General features: G+C 58.4%; 20 protein-coding genes and 1 tRNA gene. 13 read left to right on the plus strand and 8 right to left on the minus strand.

Going from position 1 to position 21,628, the window contains the following annotated elements:
* Nucleotides 1-154: 154 nt before the first annotated feature.
* The 3 genes from LMG28727_RS22485 to LMG28727_RS22495 all read right to left on the minus strand — a co-directional run bounded on the left by LMG28727_RS22485 (nucleotide 155) and on the right by LMG28727_RS22495 (nucleotide 2,327).
* Nucleotides 155-622, minus strand: coding sequence for a cupin domain-containing protein (locus LMG28727_RS22485; protein ID WP_201644522.1), 468 nt, complete (start codon nucleotides 620-622; stop codon nucleotides 155-157).
* A gap of 92 nt (nucleotides 623-714) precedes the next feature.
* Entirely contained in the window at nucleotides 715-1,473 is a 759-nt protein-coding gene (locus LMG28727_RS22490; protein ID WP_236592257.1) for an alpha/beta fold hydrolase, read from the minus strand.
* 332 nt (nucleotides 1,474-1,805) lie between these two features.
* Nucleotides 1,806-2,327, minus strand: a complete 522-nt coding sequence (locus tag LMG28727_RS22495; protein WP_201644524.1) for a cupin domain-containing protein — start codon at nucleotides 2,325-2,327, stop codon at nucleotides 1,806-1,808.
* Nucleotides 2,328-2,415: 88 nt separating this feature from the next.
* Between LMG28727_RS22495 and LMG28727_RS22500 the strand changes: the two genes are divergently transcribed.
* Nucleotides 2,416-2,790 carry a hypothetical protein gene (locus LMG28727_RS22500; protein WP_201644525.1) on the plus strand — a complete coding sequence of 125 codons (375 nt, stop codon included), beginning with the start codon at nucleotides 2,416-2,418 and terminating at the stop codon, nucleotides 2,788-2,790.
* Nucleotides 2,791-2,868: 78 nt separating this feature from the next.
* On the opposite strand, the gene LMG28727_RS22505 is transcribed toward LMG28727_RS22500, so the two are convergent.
* A complete protein-coding gene (locus tag LMG28727_RS22505; RefSeq protein WP_201644747.1) occupies nucleotides 2,869-3,588 on the minus strand; it encodes a response regulator transcription factor in 720 nt (239 codons plus the stop codon).
* 674 nt (nucleotides 3,589-4,262) lie between these two features.
* Here LMG28727_RS22505 and LMG28727_RS22510 point away from each other — a divergent pair.
* The 5 genes from LMG28727_RS22510 (at nucleotide 4,263) to LMG28727_RS22530 (ending at nucleotide 7,533) form a co-directional block, all read left to right on the plus strand.
* Complete coding sequence (locus LMG28727_RS22510) at nucleotides 4,263-4,925, plus strand: GntR family transcriptional regulator (RefSeq protein WP_201644526.1); 663 nt, start codon at nucleotides 4,263-4,265, stop codon at nucleotides 4,923-4,925.
* 684 nt (nucleotides 4,926-5,609) lie between these two features.
* The gene (locus tag LMG28727_RS22515; protein WP_201644527.1) at nucleotides 5,610-5,936 is read left to right on the plus strand and encodes an HdeA/HdeB family chaperone; all 327 of its coding nucleotides are present in this window, start codon (nucleotides 5,610-5,612) and stop codon (nucleotides 5,934-5,936) included.
* A 124-nt stretch (nucleotides 5,937-6,060) separates the two neighbouring features.
* Entirely contained in the window at nucleotides 6,061-6,459 is a 399-nt protein-coding gene (locus LMG28727_RS22520) for a hypothetical protein (protein WP_201644528.1), read from the plus strand.
* A 55-nt stretch (nucleotides 6,460-6,514) separates the two neighbouring features.
* Entirely contained in the window at nucleotides 6,515-6,718 is a 204-nt protein-coding gene (locus tag LMG28727_RS22525; protein WP_201644529.1) for a hypothetical protein, read from the plus strand.
* Nucleotides 6,719-7,020: 302 nt separating this feature from the next.
* Entirely contained in the window at nucleotides 7,021-7,533 is a 513-nt protein-coding gene (locus tag LMG28727_RS22530; protein ID WP_201644530.1) for a DUF6622 family protein, read from the plus strand.
* A gap of 71 nt (nucleotides 7,534-7,604) precedes the next feature.
* Here LMG28727_RS22530 and LMG28727_RS22535 read toward each other — a convergent pair.
* From LMG28727_RS22535 to LMG28727_RS22550, 4 genes are all read right to left on the minus strand, one after another.
* Nucleotides 7,605-7,682: transfer RNA gene (locus LMG28727_RS22535), tRNA-Gln, on the minus strand.
* A 167-nt stretch (nucleotides 7,683-7,849) separates the two neighbouring features.
* The gene (locus tag LMG28727_RS22540; RefSeq protein WP_236592260.1) at nucleotides 7,850-8,452 is read right to left on the minus strand and encodes an isochorismatase family cysteine hydrolase; all 603 of its coding nucleotides are present in this window, start codon (nucleotides 8,450-8,452) and stop codon (nucleotides 7,850-7,852) included.
* Between the two features lie 195 nt (nucleotides 8,453-8,647).
* Nucleotides 8,648-12,535: an autotransporter outer membrane beta-barrel domain-containing protein gene (locus LMG28727_RS22545; RefSeq protein ID WP_201644532.1), complete on the minus strand. Its 3,888-nt coding sequence runs from the start codon at nucleotides 12,533-12,535 to the stop codon at nucleotides 8,648-8,650.
* 274 nt (nucleotides 12,536-12,809) lie between these two features.
* Complete coding sequence (locus LMG28727_RS22550) at nucleotides 12,810-13,865, minus strand: LacI family DNA-binding transcriptional regulator (protein WP_201644533.1); 1,056 nt, start codon at nucleotides 13,863-13,865, stop codon at nucleotides 12,810-12,812.
* A 230-nt stretch (nucleotides 13,866-14,095) separates the two neighbouring features.
* Between LMG28727_RS22550 and LMG28727_RS22555 the strand changes: the two genes are divergently transcribed.
* The 7 genes from LMG28727_RS22555 (at nucleotide 14,096) to LMG28727_RS22585 (ending at nucleotide 21,492) form a co-directional block, all read left to right on the plus strand.
* Complete coding sequence (locus LMG28727_RS22555; RefSeq protein WP_201644534.1) at nucleotides 14,096-15,088, plus strand: substrate-binding domain-containing protein; 993 nt, start codon at nucleotides 14,096-14,098, stop codon at nucleotides 15,086-15,088.
* A 113-nt stretch (nucleotides 15,089-15,201) separates the two neighbouring features.
* A complete protein-coding gene (locus LMG28727_RS22560; protein ID WP_201644535.1) occupies nucleotides 15,202-16,770 on the plus strand; it encodes a sugar ABC transporter ATP-binding protein in 1,569 nt (522 codons plus the stop codon).
* Complete coding sequence (locus LMG28727_RS22565) at nucleotides 16,763-17,776, plus strand: ABC transporter permease (protein WP_201644536.1); 1,014 nt, start codon at nucleotides 16,763-16,765, stop codon at nucleotides 17,774-17,776. Before LMG28727_RS22560 ends, LMG28727_RS22565 begins: the two co-directional genes overlap by 8 nt.
* Nucleotides 17,773-18,804, plus strand: coding sequence for an ABC transporter permease (locus LMG28727_RS22570; protein WP_201644537.1), 1,032 nt, complete (start codon nucleotides 17,773-17,775; stop codon nucleotides 18,802-18,804). The genes LMG28727_RS22565 and LMG28727_RS22570 overlap by 4 nt, the downstream gene beginning before the upstream one ends.
* Nucleotides 18,801-19,676: a sugar phosphate isomerase/epimerase family protein gene (locus tag LMG28727_RS22575; RefSeq protein WP_201644538.1), complete on the plus strand. Its 876-nt coding sequence runs from the start codon at nucleotides 18,801-18,803 to the stop codon at nucleotides 19,674-19,676. Before LMG28727_RS22570 ends, LMG28727_RS22575 begins: the two co-directional genes overlap by 4 nt.
* Nucleotides 19,677-19,798: 122 nt before the next feature.
* Entirely contained in the window at nucleotides 19,799-20,419 is a 621-nt protein-coding gene (locus LMG28727_RS22580) for a nucleoside/nucleotide kinase family protein (RefSeq protein WP_201644539.1), read from the plus strand.
* Between the two features lie 92 nt (nucleotides 20,420-20,511).
* Entirely contained in the window at nucleotides 20,512-21,492 is a 981-nt protein-coding gene (locus LMG28727_RS22585) for an aldose epimerase family protein (protein ID WP_201644540.1), read from the plus strand.
* Nucleotides 21,493-21,628: the final 136 nt, after the last annotated feature.

Below are 21,628 nucleotides of genomic sequence, written 5' to 3' on the forward strand. Positions count from 1 at the left end.
TTACCGTAGTTACCTACTGTGGCCTACTGCATATCGTGCAGGGATTTTTCCTGCGTAATCGCCGCTCATGAGCAGACCTCGCCAAGCGGTTTGCAATCCTTGACCCGTCCATTCGGACCCTTCACAGTCGAACTCTTCCGCGCAGACAAGCCAGTTACGCCGTTAATGGGGGCCCCAGAAACTCGACACCCCATCTCATACCAAAGTCCTGCAATTCCTTGGGATCAGGCTCGCCGTTCGCCATCACACCGCGAAGCTCGGAGAAGAAAGCACGCGCGTCGAGTCCCGGCGTGATCAGAACCAGCATTCGCGATGTCTGTTGGTCGATGTTGGTGAACCGGTGCGTACTGCCCGCATGACCCACTACGGTTTCCCCCGCGCTCGCGATAATGCGCTCCCCGTCCACTTCGAACAGGTACTGACCGCGCAACACATGGAAGACTTCAGTTTCCCGTTCGTGCCGGTGTAATGGCGGCCCGTATCCGGGCTCGTCTGAGGTTTCGATGAGTGTCGCTTTGGCGCCCGTTGCCGTAGGTGCAATGCGCACTTGGACGTTGACGCCGATTGCGGGAATCGCAATGGTATTTGCCGATGCGTTTGACGGGTTGAGATTTGAATGCATAACGTTTCATCTTAAGTTTGTTTCTCACGGGCACTAGCGCGCGTGCGCGGCGGTTATCCGGTGAGTTCTGTGCTTAGCGTCGGACCGCTGAATCAGTTCGGAGCGGCCAGTTTCTTTTCCCGGATCCAGTCGAGCACTATTCCGGCAATCGAGTCGCTGTTAGTGTCGGCCATCAGTGCGTGGCTATTTCCCGCGATTCCACGTGAAGGCAGATCGATCCATTGCGCGTCCACGCCAGCGGCGATCAGCGCTTCATACCATCGCCGCACCTTGGGGACTGAATTGACCCAGAAGGGGTGTTGATCCAGGTAATCGCCCCAAATGAAAACGTGCGGTATGCCGCGCAAGACCGTCGGGTCGCAATGATCCGGATCAGGCGCGCCGGATGGCTCCAGCGAGATCACGGCCTTGATGCGATCGGGAGCGTGCAGCGCGGCGTTGAGCCCAAAATTCCCTCCCTGACTGTGGGTCAGCACAATGCTGCTGTCGAGGCGGCCGATGAGTGCATCGTAGGCATGCTGGGTAAGCGTATCGTTGCCGCCCCAGCGGGGCACAAACTGGCTCATGAACGTTTCCATTTGCGCCACGGGAAAGCGGAGTCCATCGTGAGAATGACGTTGGGCCGGATCGGCATGCCAGGAGTCGGCCGGCCCGAAACGGAACGTCTCCTCCCAGGCTTCGCGTGCGGTGCGGAAATACGGCGCATCCGGATAGACGTCGGGATAAGGGGCCCACGATGCACGGCCTCGCTCAACGGCGTCGGACACGAATACATCGAAGCCCGCGCGAAGGAAGAACATCTGCCATCCCGCGCGCCCGTCAGGTGTCGTTTCCCAATTGACGCCGCTCATGCCGCCGCCATGCCAGAGCAGAAGGGGATGCCGGCTACGAGGCGCTGCGAGCTTGACGTACTGCACGTACATTTGCCCAACGATCATCTCACCGTTGGGATCGATGGGATGAACTGCGCCGTGTGCCGTGCTGACACGCAGTCGCGGAGCCATCCCGGTTAGCGAAACCATCTGACCGCCGACATGAAAACTGCCTATGTCACGCACCTGCAAAGGCGCGGCGATATCTGACGTCGCGTCAGAACTATTTCCGATTGTGCTCATGAGATTGCCTCGCGGCTCCTTTCGACACGCTGCTTACTACTGGATCAGAAGATCCATTCCCGAACTGCCTATCGGGCGCCCGGCGAAACACACCGGTCCGCCTCGCTCGCTGCTGTCATTGTTGAGGAAGCCTGCAGGGGCGGCCCCAGAAAATCGACACCCCATTGCGTGCTGAATGCGAGCTTCGCGTCGTTTTCCAGCCTTCCGTTTTTCATTGCAAGTCCCAGTTGGGTAAAGAACGCGAAAGCGTCGAAACCCGGGACAATCATGACCAATTGCTTTGACGGACAGCTGTCAATATTGACGAAGCGATGCGGAACTCCGCCATTCGCTACGACGGTGTCGCCCATCTTCGCCTCAAAGCGTTCGCCATCGACCTCAAAGAGATAGCGCCCCTGCAATACGTAGAAAACCTCTGTTTCGCTGTGCCGATGGAGCGGCGGACCATAGCCCGGCGCATTGATCGTTTCGATCAGTTCAAGACCCTTTCCCACGAAGCTTGGGGGCGTGCAAACGCGCAATTCCAGACCAATCTCCGGAATGGCAACGCATCGATCATTCATGTGGGTCGACAGAGAGTTGTCAGTCATGTTGGACCTCGATATTGCTGGTGGCATTGCGAATCATGCACCGGAGGAATTAGCTGCGAATTAACAACAGAAGTACGGGCTGAGCAGCATGGATCCGACTGTCCGAAATAACTCGAAAACTTCAGCAGCCGATATAAAAATCAATGCAATAGAGCAAGCCAGATTGCTCTCCGCAGCCGATGGCGGCGTGGACAGTATCGATGCGATGATTCAGAAGTTGAGAGGCGAGTGTCCAGCCGCGTTCCGTGCCAACGCGTGTATGCTTACTCGAGTTTTATTCCGCAGGCGAGCGGAGGAGTGGGCGAGACACCGTACCGGAGTTTCGCTTGCGGCTTGGTGTAGCGCTGAAAGCTTTTTTCCAGAAGCGGAGCGAGCATCGACGCTTATTACGATGGTCAACGAACATGCAATGCCCGCATTCGGCATCGCGGCAACAAGTCGTATTTGCCGCGTCACCAATTGACGTCGAATTACTTTGTTATCCCCGTGCGTGAAACGAGTCATCTCGTTTCGCGACGGATCGCCGGCGCTTCATTGCAGATCAGTGGGCTAATAAGCCCTTGCGACTCGACAACGTGCCGCCCGGCGTACTGGAGGAAGATTCGCCCGGCATCACTGTCCAACCCACGCCCCGGACATTGCGAATCAACGATTGTCCATACTTTTTTCGCATTGCATGGATCAACACGTCGATCGTGTTGCTCTCCACTTCTCTGCCCCAACCATACAAGCGTTCTTCGAGTTGGCCGCGGGACAGGATTGTGCCGCGACGTTCCAGAAAAGCATGCATCATCGCGAATTCCCGCGCGGAGAGCGACGACTCCACGCCGTTATAGAAAAACGTGCGCTTATCCAGGTCGAGACTGATTGATTCGTCGCCGATGCGCGAGGTCGGATAGCCCGCGGTCCGCCTAAGCACAGCGCGTATACGAGCCAGCAGTTCGCTGACATTGAACGGTTTGAGTACGAAATCGTCGGCACCGGTGTCGAGACCGCGTGCACGCGTTTCGGGATCGTCGTGGGCGGAGAGAAGCAATACCGGGACGCTGTTTCCGGCAGCCCGCGATGCTTTGAGCAGATCAATACCGCACAGACCCGGAAGGCCCATATTGAGTAAAGCGACCGCGTAATACGCATTGCCAATCGCGTCCCGGCCAGACTTGCCGTCACGTACCCAGTCAACGACGTAATCCGCACCCTTCAACGCGCAGAACAGGCTTTGACCAACGTGTACATCATCTTCCACCAGTAGTACTCGCATCATTCCCTCGTGAAGTGCCGCAGGCGTTCCATGACGATGGACGGGACGCCAGTGATGTAAATGGACTCTCCGCTCGCTGACAAACACGGATTGGAAGGGCCATAAGACGGCTGGAATTATTACGCGTACCTTACTGATGTCGTAGTGATGCGCTTTTTGTTCTGGGTTTCGCGTTAAAAAATACAAAAATGGCCGTCGCTTTGTTCGTAGAACAAGTAGCGCGTTACTACGAAGTGAGTGAATTCTAAGCCCGAAAATCCCCAAAACAACTAGGGCAAACCCTTGGCCTCTTCTGGTCGCCGTTTATGGCATCTCCGATGCTATTTCTGGCTTCCAAAAAACACGCCGTATGCCTTACCTATAAGGAGTTTCAGCCCACATGCCTGGTCTGAAGAGAACGCCTTTCGCCACCTCGGCGACGGAAGTCGTCCAGCCCCGACACAATTAAGGAAGCGCTTCCACAGTTGTGATGCACGATGCTCATAGACAGCGTGCCCGACGATCAAAAATCGTCTAGAATTCTTCGTAGTTTGAGTAGCGCGTTACATGACAAATTTGACGCGAACGCGAGAATAGTCTGCCCATGGGCGGCGATCATCCCGGTTGCGTCGCCAATACGCACTACTCTGTCGACCAGGTCAGCCGCAATGGCGTTAATCAAGAAGAGGAGCGAAATGGACCACCTGCAAGATGTCGGCGCGGGCAATCTGCGTGAGCAGGTCGTCGCCCATGTGCGCGCGGATATCGTATCTGGACGTACGTCACCCGGCGCCATTTATTCAGTACCGGGACTGGCCACCGAACTCGGGGTCTCGACCACGCCGGTTCGCGAGGCCTTGCTGGAACTCACTCGCAGCGGCCTGCTGGTCGCGATGCGCAATCGCGGGTTCCGCGTTGAGCAGCTTTCTCTGGGAGCACTGGAGAGCCTCTTCACCATGCGGGAGTTGCTCGAGCGCTTTGCTATTGAGGCGCTCGCGCGTCTGGGCCTCAAAGACCGCGCCTCGCTAGTCGCGCTTGCCGATGCAGTGGCAAACGCGGTTGCGTCGAAAAACCTGCCGCAATACCTCGCATCCGACCGGGCTTTTCACCAAGCGCTCGTAGAACAGGTTGGCAATCCCTTCCTGACCCGAACGGTGATGCAATTGCGCGACGACATGCGGCTCTATGGAATAGATACCGCTGAAGGCCGCATTCGCCAGCAGGAATCGGTGAAAGAGCACTATCAAATGGTGGAGTTGGCTGACCAGGGGAAAGAGAAAGAGGCGGGCGATCTGATCAGCCAGCACATCCTGTCGTGGAAGCCTCTTTTCGAGTCCGCACTCGCCCAACGCCCCTGATCGACGTGTGCAAGTTGTGCGGCTACGGCGCTTTACGATCGCAGCGACTGCAAACTAAAAAGCCTTTGCTCGCGAAGATGATGTCCAGCGGCACGCTCACTCAGGGATGCCGCTCGGTCACCTGCAGACTGGGAGAGCGGGTGTCATCGACAAGCTTGCCTTAGTGCCTGCGGGGACGCGAAGAATCTGAATCATTGCCACTCGCACACGCGCGCCGCATGTGTATTCCGGCCGAAGTCACTCGGCAATCCCTGCTTCTCTCCCTGTTCGCACACACCCTTTGACCGCAGCATCTTTTCCAGCGCTTGCTGGTTTAATGCCTGCGCTATCGAGCGCCCACTTCATCCACTCGTGGCGACCGTCTGGTTTGATGAGACGGCCACCCCGCAAGTGCCTAGCCCGCATAAGCTCTAGCTCTCGCGCAGCTGACAGCGAATCGACGGGTAATGCTTGAACGCTTCATCGCGAACGGCCGGATAAAACGCATGGCATTACCCTGCGCTTCGAAAGACGCTTCGTCCGGCAACGCTCCTTAACCACCCTGCCGACAGGCACTCGTTAACGCTGAACTAATTCTCCAGTTCTACCATGCACGTCGCTATCTGCTTACACACAACGCCAGTTTTCACCACTCTGGCCGCCAATCTTGCGACGAACCCGACTTGCTCACTTCAGGGATTATTTATGAAATTCACCAAAATTCTCATGGTATTGATTTGCATTGCCGCTGCTCAAGCGGCTAGTGCGCAAGAGAAAAAACTCAGCCCCGCGAAAATGACGTGTGCGGATTATGTTGCAGTCGACGAAGCATACCGACCGGCCCTGATTTACTGGGTTGCCGGCGTCGACAAGCTCGGCGTGAAGGAAACGGACACCCTGGTAGTCGATACGGTCCAGCCTGTCGGAGAGACCGTCACGCAAGCATGCACCCAGGACCCGCACGCGTCTTTCGTGTCGAAAGTCCGATCCATGATCAAAGCGAAGAAACTCTCGCTGTTCGAGCATTCTTAATCGCTTTCCCGCCGGTCACGATCGACGAGACGTGGTTCTGTGAATCTCGTCTAATTGCAATGGGCATTCCGCGCGTGATGCAAAGTGCCCGATATTTTCTACCCGCCAAAAAAAGGAAATGGTCATGAAGCTTCGATGGTCCACTTTGCTGCTCGCGATGAGCACGTGCATTGCAATCTCCGGATGCGCCACACCTGTCGAACGAGCCAACGAAAAAAATGACCTGCTGGCGGCAGCGGGCTTTCATATCGTCCCTGTAACAACTGATCAACAACGCGCACAGTTGGAAACCCTGCCACCTAATCGCGTCGTCCAGAAGGTGAAGGACGGAAAGCTTGCTTTTCTATATGCGGATCCCTATGCATGCGGTTGCCTGTACATTGGTGACGAAAATGCGTGGGACAACTACAAGCGGGAACAACTCCAGCAAAACCTGGTGACTCAGGAACGCATGAATGCGGAGATGAACGAAAACGCGGCCTGGAACTGGAACATGTGGGGACCCGGATGGTGGGCGTACTGACTAGCGAATCTCTGACCGGCATTGCCGCCTCATGACTTCAAACACGTCTGGAACCATGTCCGCGCCGATCGATGAACGCCTGAACACGTTGGGCGAAATCGCCCACGAATGTTTCGGCGTCGAACAATTTCCTTGTTCCGATCAAGCAGAAATACGCTATGTGGTCAGCGTGGAAAGCATCGCGCGCGCAATAGAAAGCGCGTACGACATAGGACTAATTGCCGGTTACCGGTTGAGTCGAGCTACTCAAGCACGATGATCAAACGCCAGCAAGCTGGATTGCGCGTCGAAACGCGTGAGTTCCCATCTCATTTGCTTCGGCGAACATACGTCACGCGAATTAGCGGAAACATTTTATCGAGTATCGCGCTGATACCCGGACAAAGAAAGGGCTGCATCCCGGTCGATGAATCTGATTGGATTGACTGAATCAGGTCGGATGGACACCAACCGAAGCCTTCATAATTCTCCGCTCATTCCATGCCGGTATGCTGAATACCACTGAGCGGCTCGAACGTTAGTCGTTCATCCGTCAATCACCAGTTCTGAAAGGAGCTCATCATGTCCCCGGAAGCAATCATTCACGGCACGCCGATCTGGGTCTGGGTGCTACTCGTCGTTCTACTATCGCGCGGGATCAAGGCACTGAGAAGTGGAACGGCACCACTCTCGAAGCTCGCCATCGTTCCCATCGTTTTTGCCGCGTGGGGTATTGCACATCTGATTTCGGATCCGCTGGTCGGATGGTCCGCGGCGATCACGTGGATGGCAGGCGCACTCGTTGGCATCATGGGCGGCGTTTTCATCGCAAGCCGGTCCCGATTCATTGTCGATCCGATTGCGAAGACCGTCATGCTGCCGGGATCAGTGGTGCCACTATTGCTGATTACGGCCACCTTCGTCACCAAATTCTGGCTGGGTGTTGAGATCGCGACCGTCACCGACGCATCTTCACTCGGGATGATGGTCCTGATCGATGCTTTAGTGTCCGGGGCCGTCGCCGGTGTATTCGGCGGACGCTTCTTCACCTACTGGCGGGCGCTGAACGCGCGCCGCGCTTTTCAACTTCAGTGACGTGCGGGTTGGTGCGGCCGATACGGTCTACGACCGTTGCCCGGATCGATCCAGGACTTGAAGGAAAGTGATGGCAGGGGAAGAAGGATTCGAACCTTCGAATGCCGGAATCAAAATCCGGTGCCTTAGGCCAACTTGGCGACTCCCCTACACAGGGGCGATATCCTACCAGAAGATTTTAAAAGAGCAAGAGTTGCGAAGACATCGGGCAAATTAAACGTATCACTCGCCCGAGTCCCGGAGAGAGAAGGATTGAGTTGCGGGGCGGCAGTTTCGCTTCGCGCTGCCGCGTACGGCGTCCAGAACACGGCCTTTATCAGGCAAGCAACAACAAGGTCTCGGCGAGTGAGAGCACCGTCGTGCGCGAATCGAACGCGGTTGAAAAAAGATGATCGTGCACGACCTGATCTGGGTCGTAACAGCAGTCCTTGATCGTGAACAGACGGAAGTCCGCATCGCTCGCATAAGCAACCGACGATAGCACCACACCGGTCGACGCGATGCCCACCATGAACAGCGTATCGATTCCCTGAGCGCTAAGCTGCGCCTGCAGATCAGTACCGAAAAACACGCTGGCACGATGCGCGATGATAAGCGGTTCACTGGGCCGCCGACCGAGTTCTGGCGCGATCTTGTCGTCGACGAAAAGACCGAGTTGTTTGATGCGTTGCCCGTTTCTATTCAACGGACTGACTTCGGGATAGCCGGGGCTAAAGTGAATCTTGGCGAAATAGACGCTGATATTTTTTGCTCGCGCGGCGTCGCACAACAGCCGCGTATTCGCGAGCAACGTGGCTGCGACCGATGGAAACAACTCGAGGATGTCGGTCTGATAATGCATGATCACCAGGGCAGTTTGCTCTGGGACGATCTGCGGAATCTGCCTGTCCGCGGTTTGCGCGACGGTACTGGTTCCCATGCCCTGTGGGTGATCAACCGGATCAACCGATCCAGATTCGATGCTTGGCGGCATAAGCGTTACGCGAGAAAGAACGTGAGCGGACTCTATCACGACCGTCGTCAAGTAAATTTCCGGAAACGAAGGCAAGAGGGTCTGGGCCGATTCCCGCGACATACGCTGATTTAACCTGCTAAAAGCTTAGGCTGTCCGCGTTCACCACGTATATTTCGCGCCCACACGCAACGCATACTGGTAGTAGTTTTGCTGTCCCCACGAGCCGGAGACATTCGTCCATGCTGTCCATCGTTTTCCGAGATCTGCATTGACGCCGAGTTTCGCCTCGAAGCGGTTGTGCGGATACAGGCTGCCCACAGGCAACTGGTTGAAGCTGACGCTGCTATCCGTATCCGAATACCACCAGTTCACCGTGAAATACGGCTGCACCTTTCGACCGTCCACCTGGGTCCACGTGCGGCTCGTGCGAATGCCAAGCCGGGTGACAATCCCGCTCGAATCGGCTCCGCTCACGCGGGTGCCATTGGGCTCCGTAATATCGTTCTCGCTGTAGTCAAGATAGATCAGTTGCGCCTGAGGCTCGACCACCCAGTCGTACGCTACGGGCAACGCGTATCCGACCTCTCCGGACACTCCGAGTCCTTGCGCGTTGTACTTGACTGTCGGCAACTGGTCGCCTTCGACGCGGTTCGAGAACCATCCGTACTGGAACCACGTATCGACATACGCGCCCAGCTTCTGAGCATCGTTCTGATACCACGTACCGTAAGCGCCGATAGCCCAGCCTTCGACGTCGCCCTTGGCGTGGGCGGTATTGCCTTGTGCATCGGCGTCGCTGTTCGCGGTGCCGTAGCTCGCCATGACGCCGGCGTGCAGCCGGTCCGTATCGCTCGCCAGCTTCCATTTCGCAACTTCGAGGCCGCCATTCAGCAGAAAGGAATTCGAGCTGGTCTTGAAGACACCGTCTTTGCTTTCGGAACCTTCCCAGCGTCCCACGACCCGAAGCCAGCCGGACTTTGCCTTGTCCGAATCAGGATTGAAACCTTGACCTTCGACGTACTGCGGCTCGCCCAGCCGGTCATGCAGACTATGGACGAACATCATCGCGGCGAGCCTTTGATTAGCCTCGTAGGCAGCCACTTCGGGCCGGTACAGGGGTGCGGGCGGCCCAGGGGGCGCGGGCGGAGCCGGTGGTCCTGGAGGCGCCGGTGGCCCCGGAGGGCTCGGAGGAACCGGAGGATTGGGCGGCGCCGCCTGCTCGGAGCGCAGATACCAGGCATCCGTGGCGCTGCCGTCGTCGGCACCGCGAAACAGCTTGTATTCATAGGGCCCTGCCACGGCACGCCCTTTCAGCGCGAACGCATTCGCGTCGCTGGCGACAGGCGTCTTGTCGAGAATCTCGACAACCGGAATTCCGTTGGCGCTCGTGACTGCACCCGCCCCGCCGATATTGCTGACCTGAATTCGCGTGGCACCGCCCGCACCCGTTCGGGTCGAATCGACCACCAGCATGTCGGACCGGCTATTGGCCCCACCCTCGTTGAGGACCGTATTCAGCTTCAGCGTGCCGCCGTTCGACACGAATACGCCGCCACCGTCCTGGCCGGCGGTCTGACCGCCGCCAATAACAAGCACGTTGCCCACCGCGCGAGCTCCGCCCGTCAGATCGATCGTGCCGCTGTTCGTGAAGGTAGTGACGCCGAGTATCTGTCCTTGCACCGCCCCGCCCGGCACGGGCGTGTTGTTGACCTGCCCCAACGGCAAATACGCGCCAGCGGAATTGAAGGTACTGATGCCCGCCGCCGGTTGGGCGGACAGGTTCAGCGTACCGGTATTGTTGATCGAGTTATTGCCGCTGTTCCCCAAGTTGCTCACGGCGACGTTCCACGTGTCACGGGTGCCACTACCGGTACTGTCCGCGAAGCTGCGCAGGTTCCACACGCCGCTGTTTTCGAAAGTCACCGCTGAGACGGATGCGTTGACCACTCCGGTCAGCTGTCCCGCGTTGGTCAACGCGAAGACCGGCGATGACGATGCAGCGACGCCGCTGACCGGCGCGAACGCCGCAACAGGTTCCGCGGGATCAACCGGGTCGAGCGTGACGTTATCGCTGGCCCCGAGGCCGGAGGTATCCGCGAGCACCGCCATGTCGCTCAGCCCGCCGATGCTGGAAGTGTTGTTCAGCACCTGCGTCGCGCCGCCGAGCGAGACGCCGACGCTGCTCCCCCACCCTGCGCTCACGGGCGCGCTATTGCGGATCGCAATCGACCCGCCCTCGGTGCGTCCGTCGATGCCGGTCGAATTTGCGCCCTTCGTGCTGACAGCGCCCTCGTTGACGACCGAAATGGCCGCCTCTGCGGTCGCTTCGGCGAGAATGCCGGCGCTATTCGTGGCACCGAAAGTCTGTATAGGGCCCGTGTTCGTGATGGTCTGGGCGCCGGTGGACGAGCGCGTGTGAATGCCTTGCTGCCGATCGCCCCGGGCGATGAGCTCGCCGCTGTTCGCGACGGTCAGCGTGCCGAGTCCGGTGCCCGTGTAGGCGTTCGCCGCAAGCAGCGCTGCGCCGGACCCGTTGACATCGATCTTCGGGCCGGTGAAGGACACGCTGACGTCCCCACCCTGGCTGTATCCCTGAAGTCCGAACGACGCGGTGCCGGTGCCGTCGCCGCTGCCCGCATCCGAATGCGTGACGATCGTGCCTTGCGCCGCAATGCCCACCGTTCCGGTTGCGGACGTCGCGGTGGCATAAATGCCATTGGCATTGGTGTTGAACGTTTCGATCCCGCTGCCGGTGTAGTTGACCTGAACATTTCCGCCACTCGAATCAGCGCGGATACCCCCCGCGCCCAGCCCGTGCACGGTCATCGCGCCGCCGTAGTCGACCCCGACATTGCCGCTCTCCGAGCTGACGATAATTCCCTGACCGCGCAACGTCGCCGCGCTCCCCAGCACTGAGATGTTCCCGTTGCCCGTCACGAGGACACTGCCGGTACCGCGCGCAGTCAGATAGATGGCGCGCGCGCCGCTTACGTCCGCCGGGTTGCCGACCGTCAGGACGCCCTGGTTGTCGACCGAAATGCTGGTGTTCGTCGCCGTGGCTGCATTCGCGTAGATACCGTGCGCAGCAGCACCGGTCGTGGTGATCGCGCCCGCGTTGCTAATGTCGATCAAACCGCCGCTTGCAGTCGACCGGATGCCGGAGCCGTTCAATCCATTGGTCGTGATCGCTCCGGTATTGCGCACGCTCGTCGTGCCCAATCCGGCCTCCGTGTAGATCCCAAACGCGTTGGTACCCTGGTCCTGAATCGTCGCGGCGCTTTCGATCGTGGTGTTTCCGGCTCCCGTCGCGCGCGTATGGATGCCCGCATGGTTGCTGGCGGCAGACGTTGCGTTGGTGTTATCGACAGAAAGATTGATGCCGTTCCCGAGCGTCACGGCAATATTGCCGGCGTTGACCGCCTTGAGCCAAAGCGCATTGCCGCCCGCAACAGAAATGGTGCCGCTGCCGTTGTGCACGACCGACACGTTGCCGCCTCCGGTCGCATTGATATCCAGTCCGTCCCGCTCGTTTCCAACCACTTTATCGGTGATGTTCAGCGTGGTTCCTGGGGCGACCGAAATACTCGATGTCCCGGCCGACACGTTCGTGACGGACACGCCATCCTGGCTGCTGGCCTGCATCGTGATCGAGTCGGTGCCTGCGGAGAAAAGCACCGACGCATTGCCCGTCCCGCTCGTGACCTGACTTTGCACACCGTTCGCTGCGTTGCCGCCGTTATTGGTGATCGTCGTGCCGGACAGGGAAACGGTCGCATTCGCAGCGCCAGCGGCCGCCCGGATGCTGTTGCCGGTGGCCGTCGTCACAGTCGTGCCGGTGGTGGTCGTGATTGTCGCGGGTGTGCCTGACGCGGGCAGGCAAACGACACTGGTATAAGTACCCGAGAGTGACCCACATCCTCCGGTTTGCGCTCGCACGGAGGTTGCACCGAGCAGAATTGCCCCGACTTGCGTCATCAGGATCACTGAAGAACCTGCTGGCATGGTGAATCGCACGTTTAAAGCCAGCTTTCCCAACATTGATTCCATCTTGCTCTCCCTGCACGAAGTACGTCAGAAGGCAAACGGAAAGAAAATGATAGGACAATTCGTAATGTTTAGACAATCTTATTGCCAGGGGATTACGTGATTGAAACTAGCTGGCCTTTTTTAAGCGGACTCAACATTTTGGAGTTTGTGGAAACTGCGAGGCAGTACACACCCGGATGCGCTGCCTACAACACCCTCTGTATCAGACTACCCAGTGCCGAACGTTCATGACCACGGGCCTCAAATCGCCATCATGCTTCATGACTAAATGAAGCTAGCGGTCAAACTCCTTTGTTTGTTCCGCCTCTTCAAACATCTTGCCGAAACCGGTGGGCACAAGGATGAGCGACCTGTCGGCAGGATCCTGCTTTTCAATCAGCGCGAACGCTTCAGAAATGATCTTTTCCACGTCTTGCCGCAACATAGTTACGTCGAACGGTAGGTATGCCGCGAACGGATCCCAATCGAAGCAGCCAACAACGATCGTCTTCCACGCGTCGTGCGGCAATGTCGCCATAAACTGAACCAGGCCCTCAAGCGCGGTAATCGAATTCATCAGCAAGCCGAACGGGGGGCGCCCGAGCTTCTGGCAGCGGCTGGTCAGCGCCCGGTTGGCAGCCGCCGCGTTGTAGCCGCAGCACTCGATAGCATCTTTTGCCGGCGCTATTCCTCTCGCCTTAAAAGCGTCCCGAAATCCTGCGATACGCATCTCGGTTGCATATTCATTGGCGACGCCGCCCAACAGGACCAACTCATCCGTTGAATGACCCCGTGCCAGCAATTTCTCAATCAGCACCTCGGTGATCTCCGCCGCTCCTTTGCGATTGTCCGTAACGACCGATGGCGCTCCATCGCCGGGCAGGTCGAGGTTGATAGAAGGCACGCTCGCGGCCGAGCAGAGATTGTTCAACGGCGTCGGATTTCGCATACCGGCAATGAATAGCAACTCAACGCGTTGGGACAGAAGTGTTTCCGTGACACTCACTTCTACTTCCGGGTCGCGCTGGGTCCCTACGACTATCGGACAAAGTCCGCGGCTACGGGCCTGGTCTTCAAAGGTCTGAGCAAGCCCTGCAAAAAAACGGTTCCGATAGTGCGGAAGAATCATCCCCGCGAGTCCCGATCGCGATAGCCGAAGCCCTCGCGCTTTCATGTTGACGTTGTATCCAAGCTCCCGCGCGCAGTCGAGAATTCGATTCGCTGTCTCCTCCTTGATGCGATAGCGGGCCCAGTTGCCGTTCAACACCATGCTCACTGTCGATGTTGAAGAACCAGTCTTCTCTGCGATGTCGTAAATCGTGGACTTTCGTCCGGGGTTGCTGCTTGCCATCAACGTGACTCCGAGGGCATTTCCGCCGTTCATGTGTTTCGAAGGTAACCGTTTGGAAAAAGGTGCCGTACCAGGGTAACTCCGGGGTCGACCGATTTGCTGAATAGATTCAGCATACACCAACCCGAACTGCTGAATGGATTCAGCAAAAGTTTAGCAAAGTGATAAGCGGGTTTTCCTAACACTCATCGGGCGTCTGCCGGGTAGGTCGGGCGTCCAACGGAGGAGACATGTTCAAGAACATCATCCGCACTTTGGGCGCAAGCGCGGTCGCGCTGGCTTTGACGACGGGCTTCGCATCGGCTTCTCCCGATAAGCCGGTAATCGGTATTGTTGTAAAGATTGGCGGCATTCCCTGGTTCAACGCGATGGAAGCGGGAATCAAGAAGCGTGCTGACCAGCTTGGGGTCAAGGCATTCATGGTCGGACCGACGAGCGCTGACCCTGCGCTTCAGGTGCGTGCCATCGAAGACCTGATTGCGCAGCACGTAGATGTCATTGGCGTGGTACCGAACGACGCACAGGTGCTGGAGCCTGTTCTTCAGCGCGCTCGGGCCGCTGGTATCAAGGTCATCACGCACGAGTCCCCGAAACAGCAGAACGCGGATTGGGACTTTGAACTGGCATCTGTCAAAGGATTTGGCGATGCTTACGGAAAACGCCTCGGCGAGGCGCTGGGCGGAAAAGGCGAATATGCAGTGTTCGTCGGGTCCCTGACCGTGCCACTTCATAACGCGTGGGCGGATGCGGCCAACGCCTATATCAAGGCCAACTATCCGGGGATGACCCTCGTCGGCGACCGCTACGGCGTCGCTGAAGACGTGGACGCGTCGCGCAAGACAGCACTCGACCTGATGCGTGCTCATCCTAACCTGAGAGGCATCCTTGCGTTCGGCAGCCAGGGGCCCATCGGCGCAGCCCGCGCCGTTGATGAGCAACAGGCAAAAGGAAAGGTCCTGGTTCTCGGACCGTTCTCGCCGGGACAAGGTCGAAAGCTCGTCCACGACGGCGTGCTAAGCGGCGGATACATGTGGAATCCGGAAGTCGCTGGAGAAGTATTTGTGACCTTAGGCACGATGCTCGCGAAAGGACAGCCGATTAAAGACGGCACGAATATCCCAGGCCTGGGCGTCGTTCATCCCGTTGGCCACAACCTGATTGTCGACAACCTGGTGGACCTCAACGCCAAGACCGTGGACGACCTCGCAAAGATGGGCCTCTGAGCGTATTTCCTTGCCGAACGGGTGAGCGCGGCAGCACACCGCTCACCCGGAAGTAAACGGTGCGACACGTTTGGTCGTGGCCGGTTACGTGACAGTGCCATCGGAGCGTTTCCATGAGTCATCCAGCTTCCACCAACACCCTTCGTTCTGAGCATGGCGTTGCAAATCCGGCATCGACCGCGCTCGACGCAGACCGTGCGCCACTGCTCAAGCTCGAGAACATCTCCAAAATCTTCGGCGGCGTTAAGGCGCTGCGGGCCGTGACGTTCGACGTCATGCCCGGCGAGGTTCTATGCCTCGCTGGCGAGAATGGCTGCGGCAAGAGCACCATCATCAAGATTATCAGTGGGGTCTATCAGCCGGAGCCGGGCGCGGTGATGCTCATGGATGGTGAGTCAATCGAAGGCCTGGACCCGGCGAGAGCCCGTGATCTCGGCATTCAGGTCATCTGGCAAGACCTGGCGCTTTTCCCCGAAATGACCGTCGCGGAAAATATCGCTTTCGAGCAGAACCTCGGGTCTCGTCCGCGTCTCGTCAGCTACGGGAAGATGAAGGAAGCGGCGCGCCGGATTCTTGAACGACTCGGCGTCTCCGTCGACCTCAACCGCTCTGTTCGCTCACTGTCTATCGCTCAACGGCAGGTCGTGGCAATCGCCAGAGCGCTTGTTCGCGACGCGCGACTTGTCTTCATGGACGAGCCAACGGCCTCGCTCAGCCACGCCGAGACCCAAGCCCTTTTGAAAATTGTGCGCCGGCTTTCTGCGGATGGCATTGCAGTCGTGTTCGTCAGCCATCGGCTCGCTGAAGTGTTAGATGTCTGCACCCGCGTGACCGTTTTCCGCGATGGACAGTATGTTGGAACTTTCCCCACCGAAGGGATGACGCAGACCCGTCTTACCGAACTGATGACGGGCCGCACCTTCGACTACGAAGTACGTACGACCAACTTATCGAAAGCACCGGTCGTGCTGGAGGTGCAGGGTTTGTCACGCGCACGTCAGTACCACGACGTGTCGTTCAAGGTGCGACGGGGCGAGATTCTCGGTGTCACGGGACGCCTTGGCGCAGGTAGAACGGAAGTTGCATTGTCGCTGTTCGGCATGACACGTCCCAATGCGGGCTCCATCCTGCTCGACGGTAAAGCCCTGTCGGTGCGCACGAATCGTGATGCTATCCGCGCAGGCATTGCCTATGTATCTGAAGACCGTCTCCAACTCGGACTCGTGCAGCCGCAATCAATCGGCGACAACACGGTGGCGGCCGTGCTCGACGACCTTCTGGACAGTACTCATCTGATTGCTGCCAAAAAGCGAAACGCGCTGATTCAAGACTGGATTCAACAACTGGCCGTGAAAATCGGCAAGCCCGACGATGCGGTCTCCACATTGTCGGGTGGTAACCAGCAGCGCATTGTGCTCGCCAAGTGGCTGGCAACCAACCCGAAGCTCCTGATTCTGGATTCGCCCACCGTAGGCGTCGACGTCGGCGCCCGGGCTGGCATCTTCGCCATCATTCACAAGCTCGCTTCTGAGGGAATGGCCATCCTGCTTATCTCCGACGAGATTCCGGAGGTCTACTTCAACTCCGACCGAATTCTGCACATGCGCGATGGACGCATCGTTAAAGAGTACGTGCCGGGAACGACAACGATGGAACAAATCGAGCGAGACGTCCATGCCTGATTTTCGCAAACTCGGAATCGGTTCGATTGAGGCCCTGCTGATTCTCGTTATCGCCATCATGGTGATTGGCCTCAGCCTTTCAACCTCGACCTTCCTCACGGCGCCCAACCTGTTCGACCTGCTCAACCAGAGTTCCGTCAACATCATTTTTGCAGTCGGCCTGCTGGTCGTGCTGATTGCCGGTGGCATTGATATTTCATTTGCCGTCGGTGCCTCGGTGGTTCAGTACCTCACTGCATTGACCGTGATGCGACTCGGCGGCGGCAATTGGGCGCTCGGCTTCATCGTGTCGGCATTCTTCGGGTTTCTGCTTGGCTCCATCAACGCGACGATTATCTACAGATTCCGCATCGTCTCGATTGTGGTGACGATTGCCACGTTCAACGTGTTCTTCGGTGGATTGATGTTTCTCACCGGCGGAGTCTCCATCTACGACCTGCCTGACTGGTGGACGGACAGAGTCTCCCTGATCCATTTCAGCACCGTGAGTGGCAATGCGAACCTCGCACTGCCTGTGGCCGTGATGGTCGTCATGGTCATCGCAACCTGGTTTCTATTGCGACGCACGACAACGGGTCGGCAGCTCTACGCAATGGGCGACAACCCCGAAGCAGCGCGACGCGTAGGGGTCAACATCGGTGCGATGCATTACATCGCGTTCGGCTGGCTCGGCATGATGGCCGGCATCGCCGGACTGATGCAAGCCCACTACGTTCAGGAAGTCGTACCGAACGCGTTTTATGGACGTGAACTGGATGTGCTCGCTGCAGTGGTGCTGGGCGGTGCGAGGTTGGGCGGTGGGAGGGGCACGATTCTCGGGGCCATCCTCGGCATCCTTCTGACCGCCATCACCGCAAATGGCTTGAACCTGCTGGGCATCTCGCCGTACGCGTTCAAGATGATTATCGGTGCCATCATCCTCATCGCCATTACGTTGTCGAGCGGCGGCTTCGCCAAGCTCGTCGGTGCGCGATTCACGTCACAAAGCGTAAAGGCCTCGTCATGAACACCTCGACATCTCATCGCTCTTTCGCGCCGCATGTACCAGCGGACGTCGCCGGGTTGCTTGGATTTCTCGCCCTGGTTATCGCGGTGCTGAGTTTCGCATCAGACCGATTTTTCTCGGAGAGCACCTTCGTCTCGGTAGCGTTCCAGTTGCCAGAACTCGGCTTCTTTACGCTGGCGATGCTGATGCCGCTGATTTCCGGTGGCTTCAATCTTTCGGTGACTTTCACGGCCAACATTTCTGGCCTGGCGATGGCGTGGGTGCTTCGTACCTACGGTGGAGCAGATGCGGGCGCCATCGCCATCATCCTCGGCATTGCTGCCGCATTGGCAACTGGTGCCGCCGCCGGTTGGGTGATGGGGGCCGTCATTGCTCGCACAGGAGCCAGCCCAATCCTCGTCTCGTTGTCGATGATGATTTTCTTGCGCGGGCTGGGCGAGTTCCTGACGCGTGGCGGTGACATCTCCGGGTTCCCGCCGTTTGTGCGCGAAATGGGTAACGGCGTCTTCCTGGGCGTACCCATTCCACTGCTGATTTTCCTTGGCTGCGCGTTACTTTGGCACGTCGTGATGACACGGTCGCGGCTGGGTTTCGCGACCCGCATGATTGGGTCGAACCTTGAGGCGACGCGTTACTCCGGCATCCAGACAACGCGTGCGGTTACCCGAATCTACATGCTGTCAGGGTTGATGTGCGGCGTCGCGGGCGTCGTGATGGCCGCCCAGTTCAACTCGGTCCGCGTCGGTCATGGCGAAGCGTTTCTCCTCATCTCCGTGCTGGCCTGTTTCCTCGGGCGTGTTGACCCGTTCGGCGGCTTCGGCCGCGTGGTACCGGTCGTTATCGCTCTCGTGATTCTCCAGGTCATCGCTTCCGGCCTCAACCTGCTCGGCGCCAATCAGCATCTGGCGACTGCGTTGTGGGGTGTCTTCCTGCTTGCTGTGATGCTCTTCCGTTGGGCCTGGGCTAACGGCATGTCGAAAACTTTGGTCCGCAAGCGCGCGGCCGCAACTGAAGGAGTTACACAATGAACAAGCTCGGCGTACACGCACTGGTTTGGGCTGGCGACCTCACGCCGGAGTCGACGCGCAAGGTTTTGAGTTCGACGAAAGAAGCCGGCTTCGACCTCGCGGAACTGTCGCTGCATGGTCCGAAACTCATGGACCTCTCGCTCACGCGGGACCTGCTACAGGAGTATGGGCTCGAAGTAGGTTGCTCGCGCGGCCTGACTTTCGCAGCGGACGTGTCGAGTGAAGATGCTGCGACGGTCGCTCGCGGGGTGGCGATGCTCGAGGAGGCCATCACTATTACCTCCGAAATCGGCGGAAAATATTTCGGCGGGATCCTGTACGGCGCGATGGCGAAATACAGTGCACCGGTCACTAAAAAGGGACGCCAGAACGCAATCGACTCCATCAAGCACATCGCGGATTTTGCGCTGAAGAAGGACGTGAAGCTTGGGCTGGAAGTGGTCAATCGCTACGAAAGCAACCTGCTCAACACGGCATCTCAGGCATTGGCGTTGATTGACGAAGTCGGCGCGCCAAACGTTGGTGTTCATCTCGACACGTATCATATGAACATCGAGGAATCGGATTTCATGCAGCCGGTTCTACTGTGCGGCGACCGCCTCGCTTACGTTCATATCGGCGAGAGCAATCGCGGCTACCTCGGCTCCGGAACCATTGACTTCTCGCAGTTCTTCCACGCGCTCGCAATGGTCGATTACAAAGGGGTCGTCACTTTCGAAAGCTTCTCGTCGACGGTCGTCAATGAAGAGTTGTCCAACGCTCTGGCTATCTGGCGCAACCTGTGGGACGACGGGATGGACCTCGCAAAGCACGCGCGCGAGTTCATGGCTGGCGGCATCAACGCCGCGGCAAAGGCGAAGGCGCATCACTGAACGCGGCTTGCAGGTAGCGGGGTATCAGGCCTGCCGGGATTATGATGCACGGGGTACAACGCGGCGTCGGCGGGTGCGCTGTAAGGGCTCCCGACGCCTTAAAACATAGATGGATAATGTCCATGATTGAAGACCGTTATTTGAGCCGGCTGCGGCAGCTGACTACTGGCGGACGTCGCCGCATTCTCGGACTGGTTGGCGCGCCGGGGGCCGGCAAGTCGACCCTATCTCAGGCGATCCTCGATGCGTTCCCTGGGAAAGTTGTGATTGTCCCGATGGACGGGTTTCATCTGGCGAACGTGGAGCTTGCTCGCCTGGGTCGGGCATCCCGCAAAGGGGCTGAAGATACATTCGACAGTGCGGGCTATGTCGCGCTGTTGCGTCGGCTGCGCGAGCAGCGTGATGACGAAACGGTCTACGCGCCTACGTTCCGTCGCGAGATAGAAGAGCCCATCGCCAACGCGATTCCGGTCGCGCCCGATACGCCGCTCGTCATTACCGAAGGCAACTACCTGCTGTTCGAACACGGCCACTGGAAAGGCGTTCGGCCCCTGCTCGACGAAGTCTGGTACGTCAATGTCGACTCAGCTTTGCGCCAGCAACGGCTCGTCAGCCGTCACATGAGCTTCGGTCGTGACGAGGACGCAGCGAAACAATGGGTTGAGCACACCGACGAGGTCAACGCGCGCCTGATTGATGCCACGCGGGACCGCGCGGATGTCCAGTTCAGCTGGTCATCATAGGGTGACCAGTCTGGTCTGACGTCCGCACAAGCTATTGCGCTGCGTAGCCGCCTGGCATGCGGTTCCTTTTACGAAACTGACTAACCGACACAATGGACCAAATCGAGCGCTGGAAGCTTAGGTGGGAACACGGTGAGGCGGAGATCCAGTCACTGGGCGGCATGCTCGCGCCGGTGCGTTTTGACATCGGCGAAGGACGCTCTGTCTCCCCCATGCAGGTGGCCCCCTGGACCGATGACGGCAGCCAGCACGGACTGATGCGTGCGCTGCGTGGCGAATGGCCCTGCCTGCCGTTCGGGATGGTCGAGGCGCCTGCAGGTCTTCCTGATGGGTTTGGTCGTCGCGACGCCAGTGACGGATGGGTTCACGGGTACGGTGCGAATCACATGTGGACACTGGTGAATCAGACCGCCCACATGCTGATGATCCAAGTCGCGTATCCGGCCGACAGTGCGATCGAAAGACTTGAGCGTAAGGTCGAGGCCGACCCGAATGCGCCGTCGTTGCTCGTGTCGCTTACGGTGCACGCGCGGCGCGACGTCGTGATGCCGTTCGCTCTGCATCCGACCTTTGCCGTCCCCGACGGCGGCGTGGAGCTTATTGGTTGCTCCAGCCAGTCCATCTATAGCTATCCGGTCCCGCCGGAGCCCGGCATCTCGCAGATTCTGCCGAACCGTGCGTTTGCGTCCCTGACAGAAGTCCCGACGACGAAGGGTCCGTTGAACGCTTCCCGACTGCCATTGGCGGAAAGCACCGAAGAGCTGATGCAGATTTCCGGATGTGAGCCACCTTTTATCTTGCGGTATCCAGCGGAGCATGCGGATGTGAGCCTCGACTGGAACGCCAGCGAGCTACCCGATGCGCTGCTGTGGATTAGCAACGGCGGCCGCACTCACGAACCTTGGGCGGGACGGCATTTCGCTGTGGGTGTCGAGCCGCTCAACAGTTTTTTCGACCTCGGCCGAGTGGTGACTCCTCCTGCCAGCCATCCACTCGCCAACCGTTCCGGCTTGGTTTTCAAGGCAGACACACCACGGACAATCACGTACCGCCTGTCGGCGCGGGCACTGTGAAGACCTGGTTCATTTTTACGGCGGGGGGCCGCGCGTTATCTGGCGAGCGAGCGTGCGTGCACAAGAAAAAGAAGTAGGAGATTTTAACCATGCCGCGCTCGACGTCGCGAAAGCCGGCACGCTCAAAAGGGCGCCG

The sequence above is a fragment of the Paraburkholderia metrosideri genome (assembly GCF_904848625.1).
Lineage (GTDB): Bacteria > Pseudomonadota > Gammaproteobacteria > Burkholderiales > Burkholderiaceae > Paraburkholderia > Paraburkholderia metrosideri.

Bases quoted from the DNA above. Each gene is read 5' to 3' on its own strand.
- LMG28727_RS22485 (WP_201644522.1), bottom strand. From the start codon at position 622: ATGCATTCAAATCTCAACCCGTCAAACGCATCGGCAAATACCATTGCG.
- LMG28727_RS22490 (WP_236592257.1), bottom strand. From the start codon at position 1,473: ATGAGCGGCGTCAATTGGGAAACGACACCTGACGGGCGCGCGGGATGG.
- LMG28727_RS22495 (WP_201644524.1), bottom strand. From the start codon at position 2,327: ATGACTGACAACTCTCTGTCGACCCACATGAATGATCGATGCGTTGCC.
- LMG28727_RS22500 (WP_201644525.1), top strand. From the start codon at position 2,416: ATGGATCCGACTGTCCGAAATAACTCGAAAACTTCAGCAGCCGATATA.
- LMG28727_RS22505 (WP_201644747.1), bottom strand. From the start codon at position 3,588: ATGCGAGTACTACTGGTGGAAGATGATGTACACGTTGGTCAAAGCCTG.
- LMG28727_RS22510 (WP_201644526.1), top strand. From the start codon at position 4,263: ATGGACCACCTGCAAGATGTCGGCGCGGGCAATCTGCGTGAGCAGGTC.
- LMG28727_RS22515 (WP_201644527.1), top strand. From the start codon at position 5,610: ATGAAATTCACCAAAATTCTCATGGTATTGATTTGCATTGCCGCTGCT.
- LMG28727_RS22520 (WP_201644528.1), top strand. From the start codon at position 6,061: ATGAAGCTTCGATGGTCCACTTTGCTGCTCGCGATGAGCACGTGCATT.
- LMG28727_RS22525 (WP_201644529.1), top strand. From the start codon at position 6,515: ATGTCCGCGCCGATCGATGAACGCCTGAACACGTTGGGCGAAATCGCC.
- LMG28727_RS22530 (WP_201644530.1), top strand. From the start codon at position 7,021: ATGTCCCCGGAAGCAATCATTCACGGCACGCCGATCTGGGTCTGGGTG.
- LMG28727_RS22540 (WP_236592260.1), bottom strand. From the start codon at position 8,452: ATGGGAACCAGTACCGTCGCGCAAACCGCGGACAGGCAGATTCCGCAG.
- LMG28727_RS22545 (WP_201644532.1), bottom strand. From the start codon at position 12,535: ATGGAATCAATGTTGGGAAAGCTGGCTTTAAACGTGCGATTCACCATG.
- LMG28727_RS22550 (WP_201644533.1), bottom strand. From the start codon at position 13,865: ATGGCAAGCAGCAACCCCGGACGAAAGTCCACGATTTACGACATCGCA.
- LMG28727_RS22555 (WP_201644534.1), top strand. From the start codon at position 14,096: ATGTTCAAGAACATCATCCGCACTTTGGGCGCAAGCGCGGTCGCGCTG.
- LMG28727_RS22560 (WP_201644535.1), top strand. From the start codon at position 15,202: ATGAGTCATCCAGCTTCCACCAACACCCTTCGTTCTGAGCATGGCGTT.
- LMG28727_RS22565 (WP_201644536.1), top strand. From the start codon at position 16,763: ATGCCTGATTTTCGCAAACTCGGAATCGGTTCGATTGAGGCCCTGCTG.
- LMG28727_RS22570 (WP_201644537.1), top strand. From the start codon at position 17,773: ATGAACACCTCGACATCTCATCGCTCTTTCGCGCCGCATGTACCAGCG.
- LMG28727_RS22575 (WP_201644538.1), top strand. From the start codon at position 18,801: ATGAACAAGCTCGGCGTACACGCACTGGTTTGGGCTGGCGACCTCACG.
- LMG28727_RS22580 (WP_201644539.1), top strand. From the start codon at position 19,799: ATGATTGAAGACCGTTATTTGAGCCGGCTGCGGCAGCTGACTACTGGC.
- LMG28727_RS22585 (WP_201644540.1), top strand. From the start codon at position 20,512: ATGGACCAAATCGAGCGCTGGAAGCTTAGGTGGGAACACGGTGAGGCG.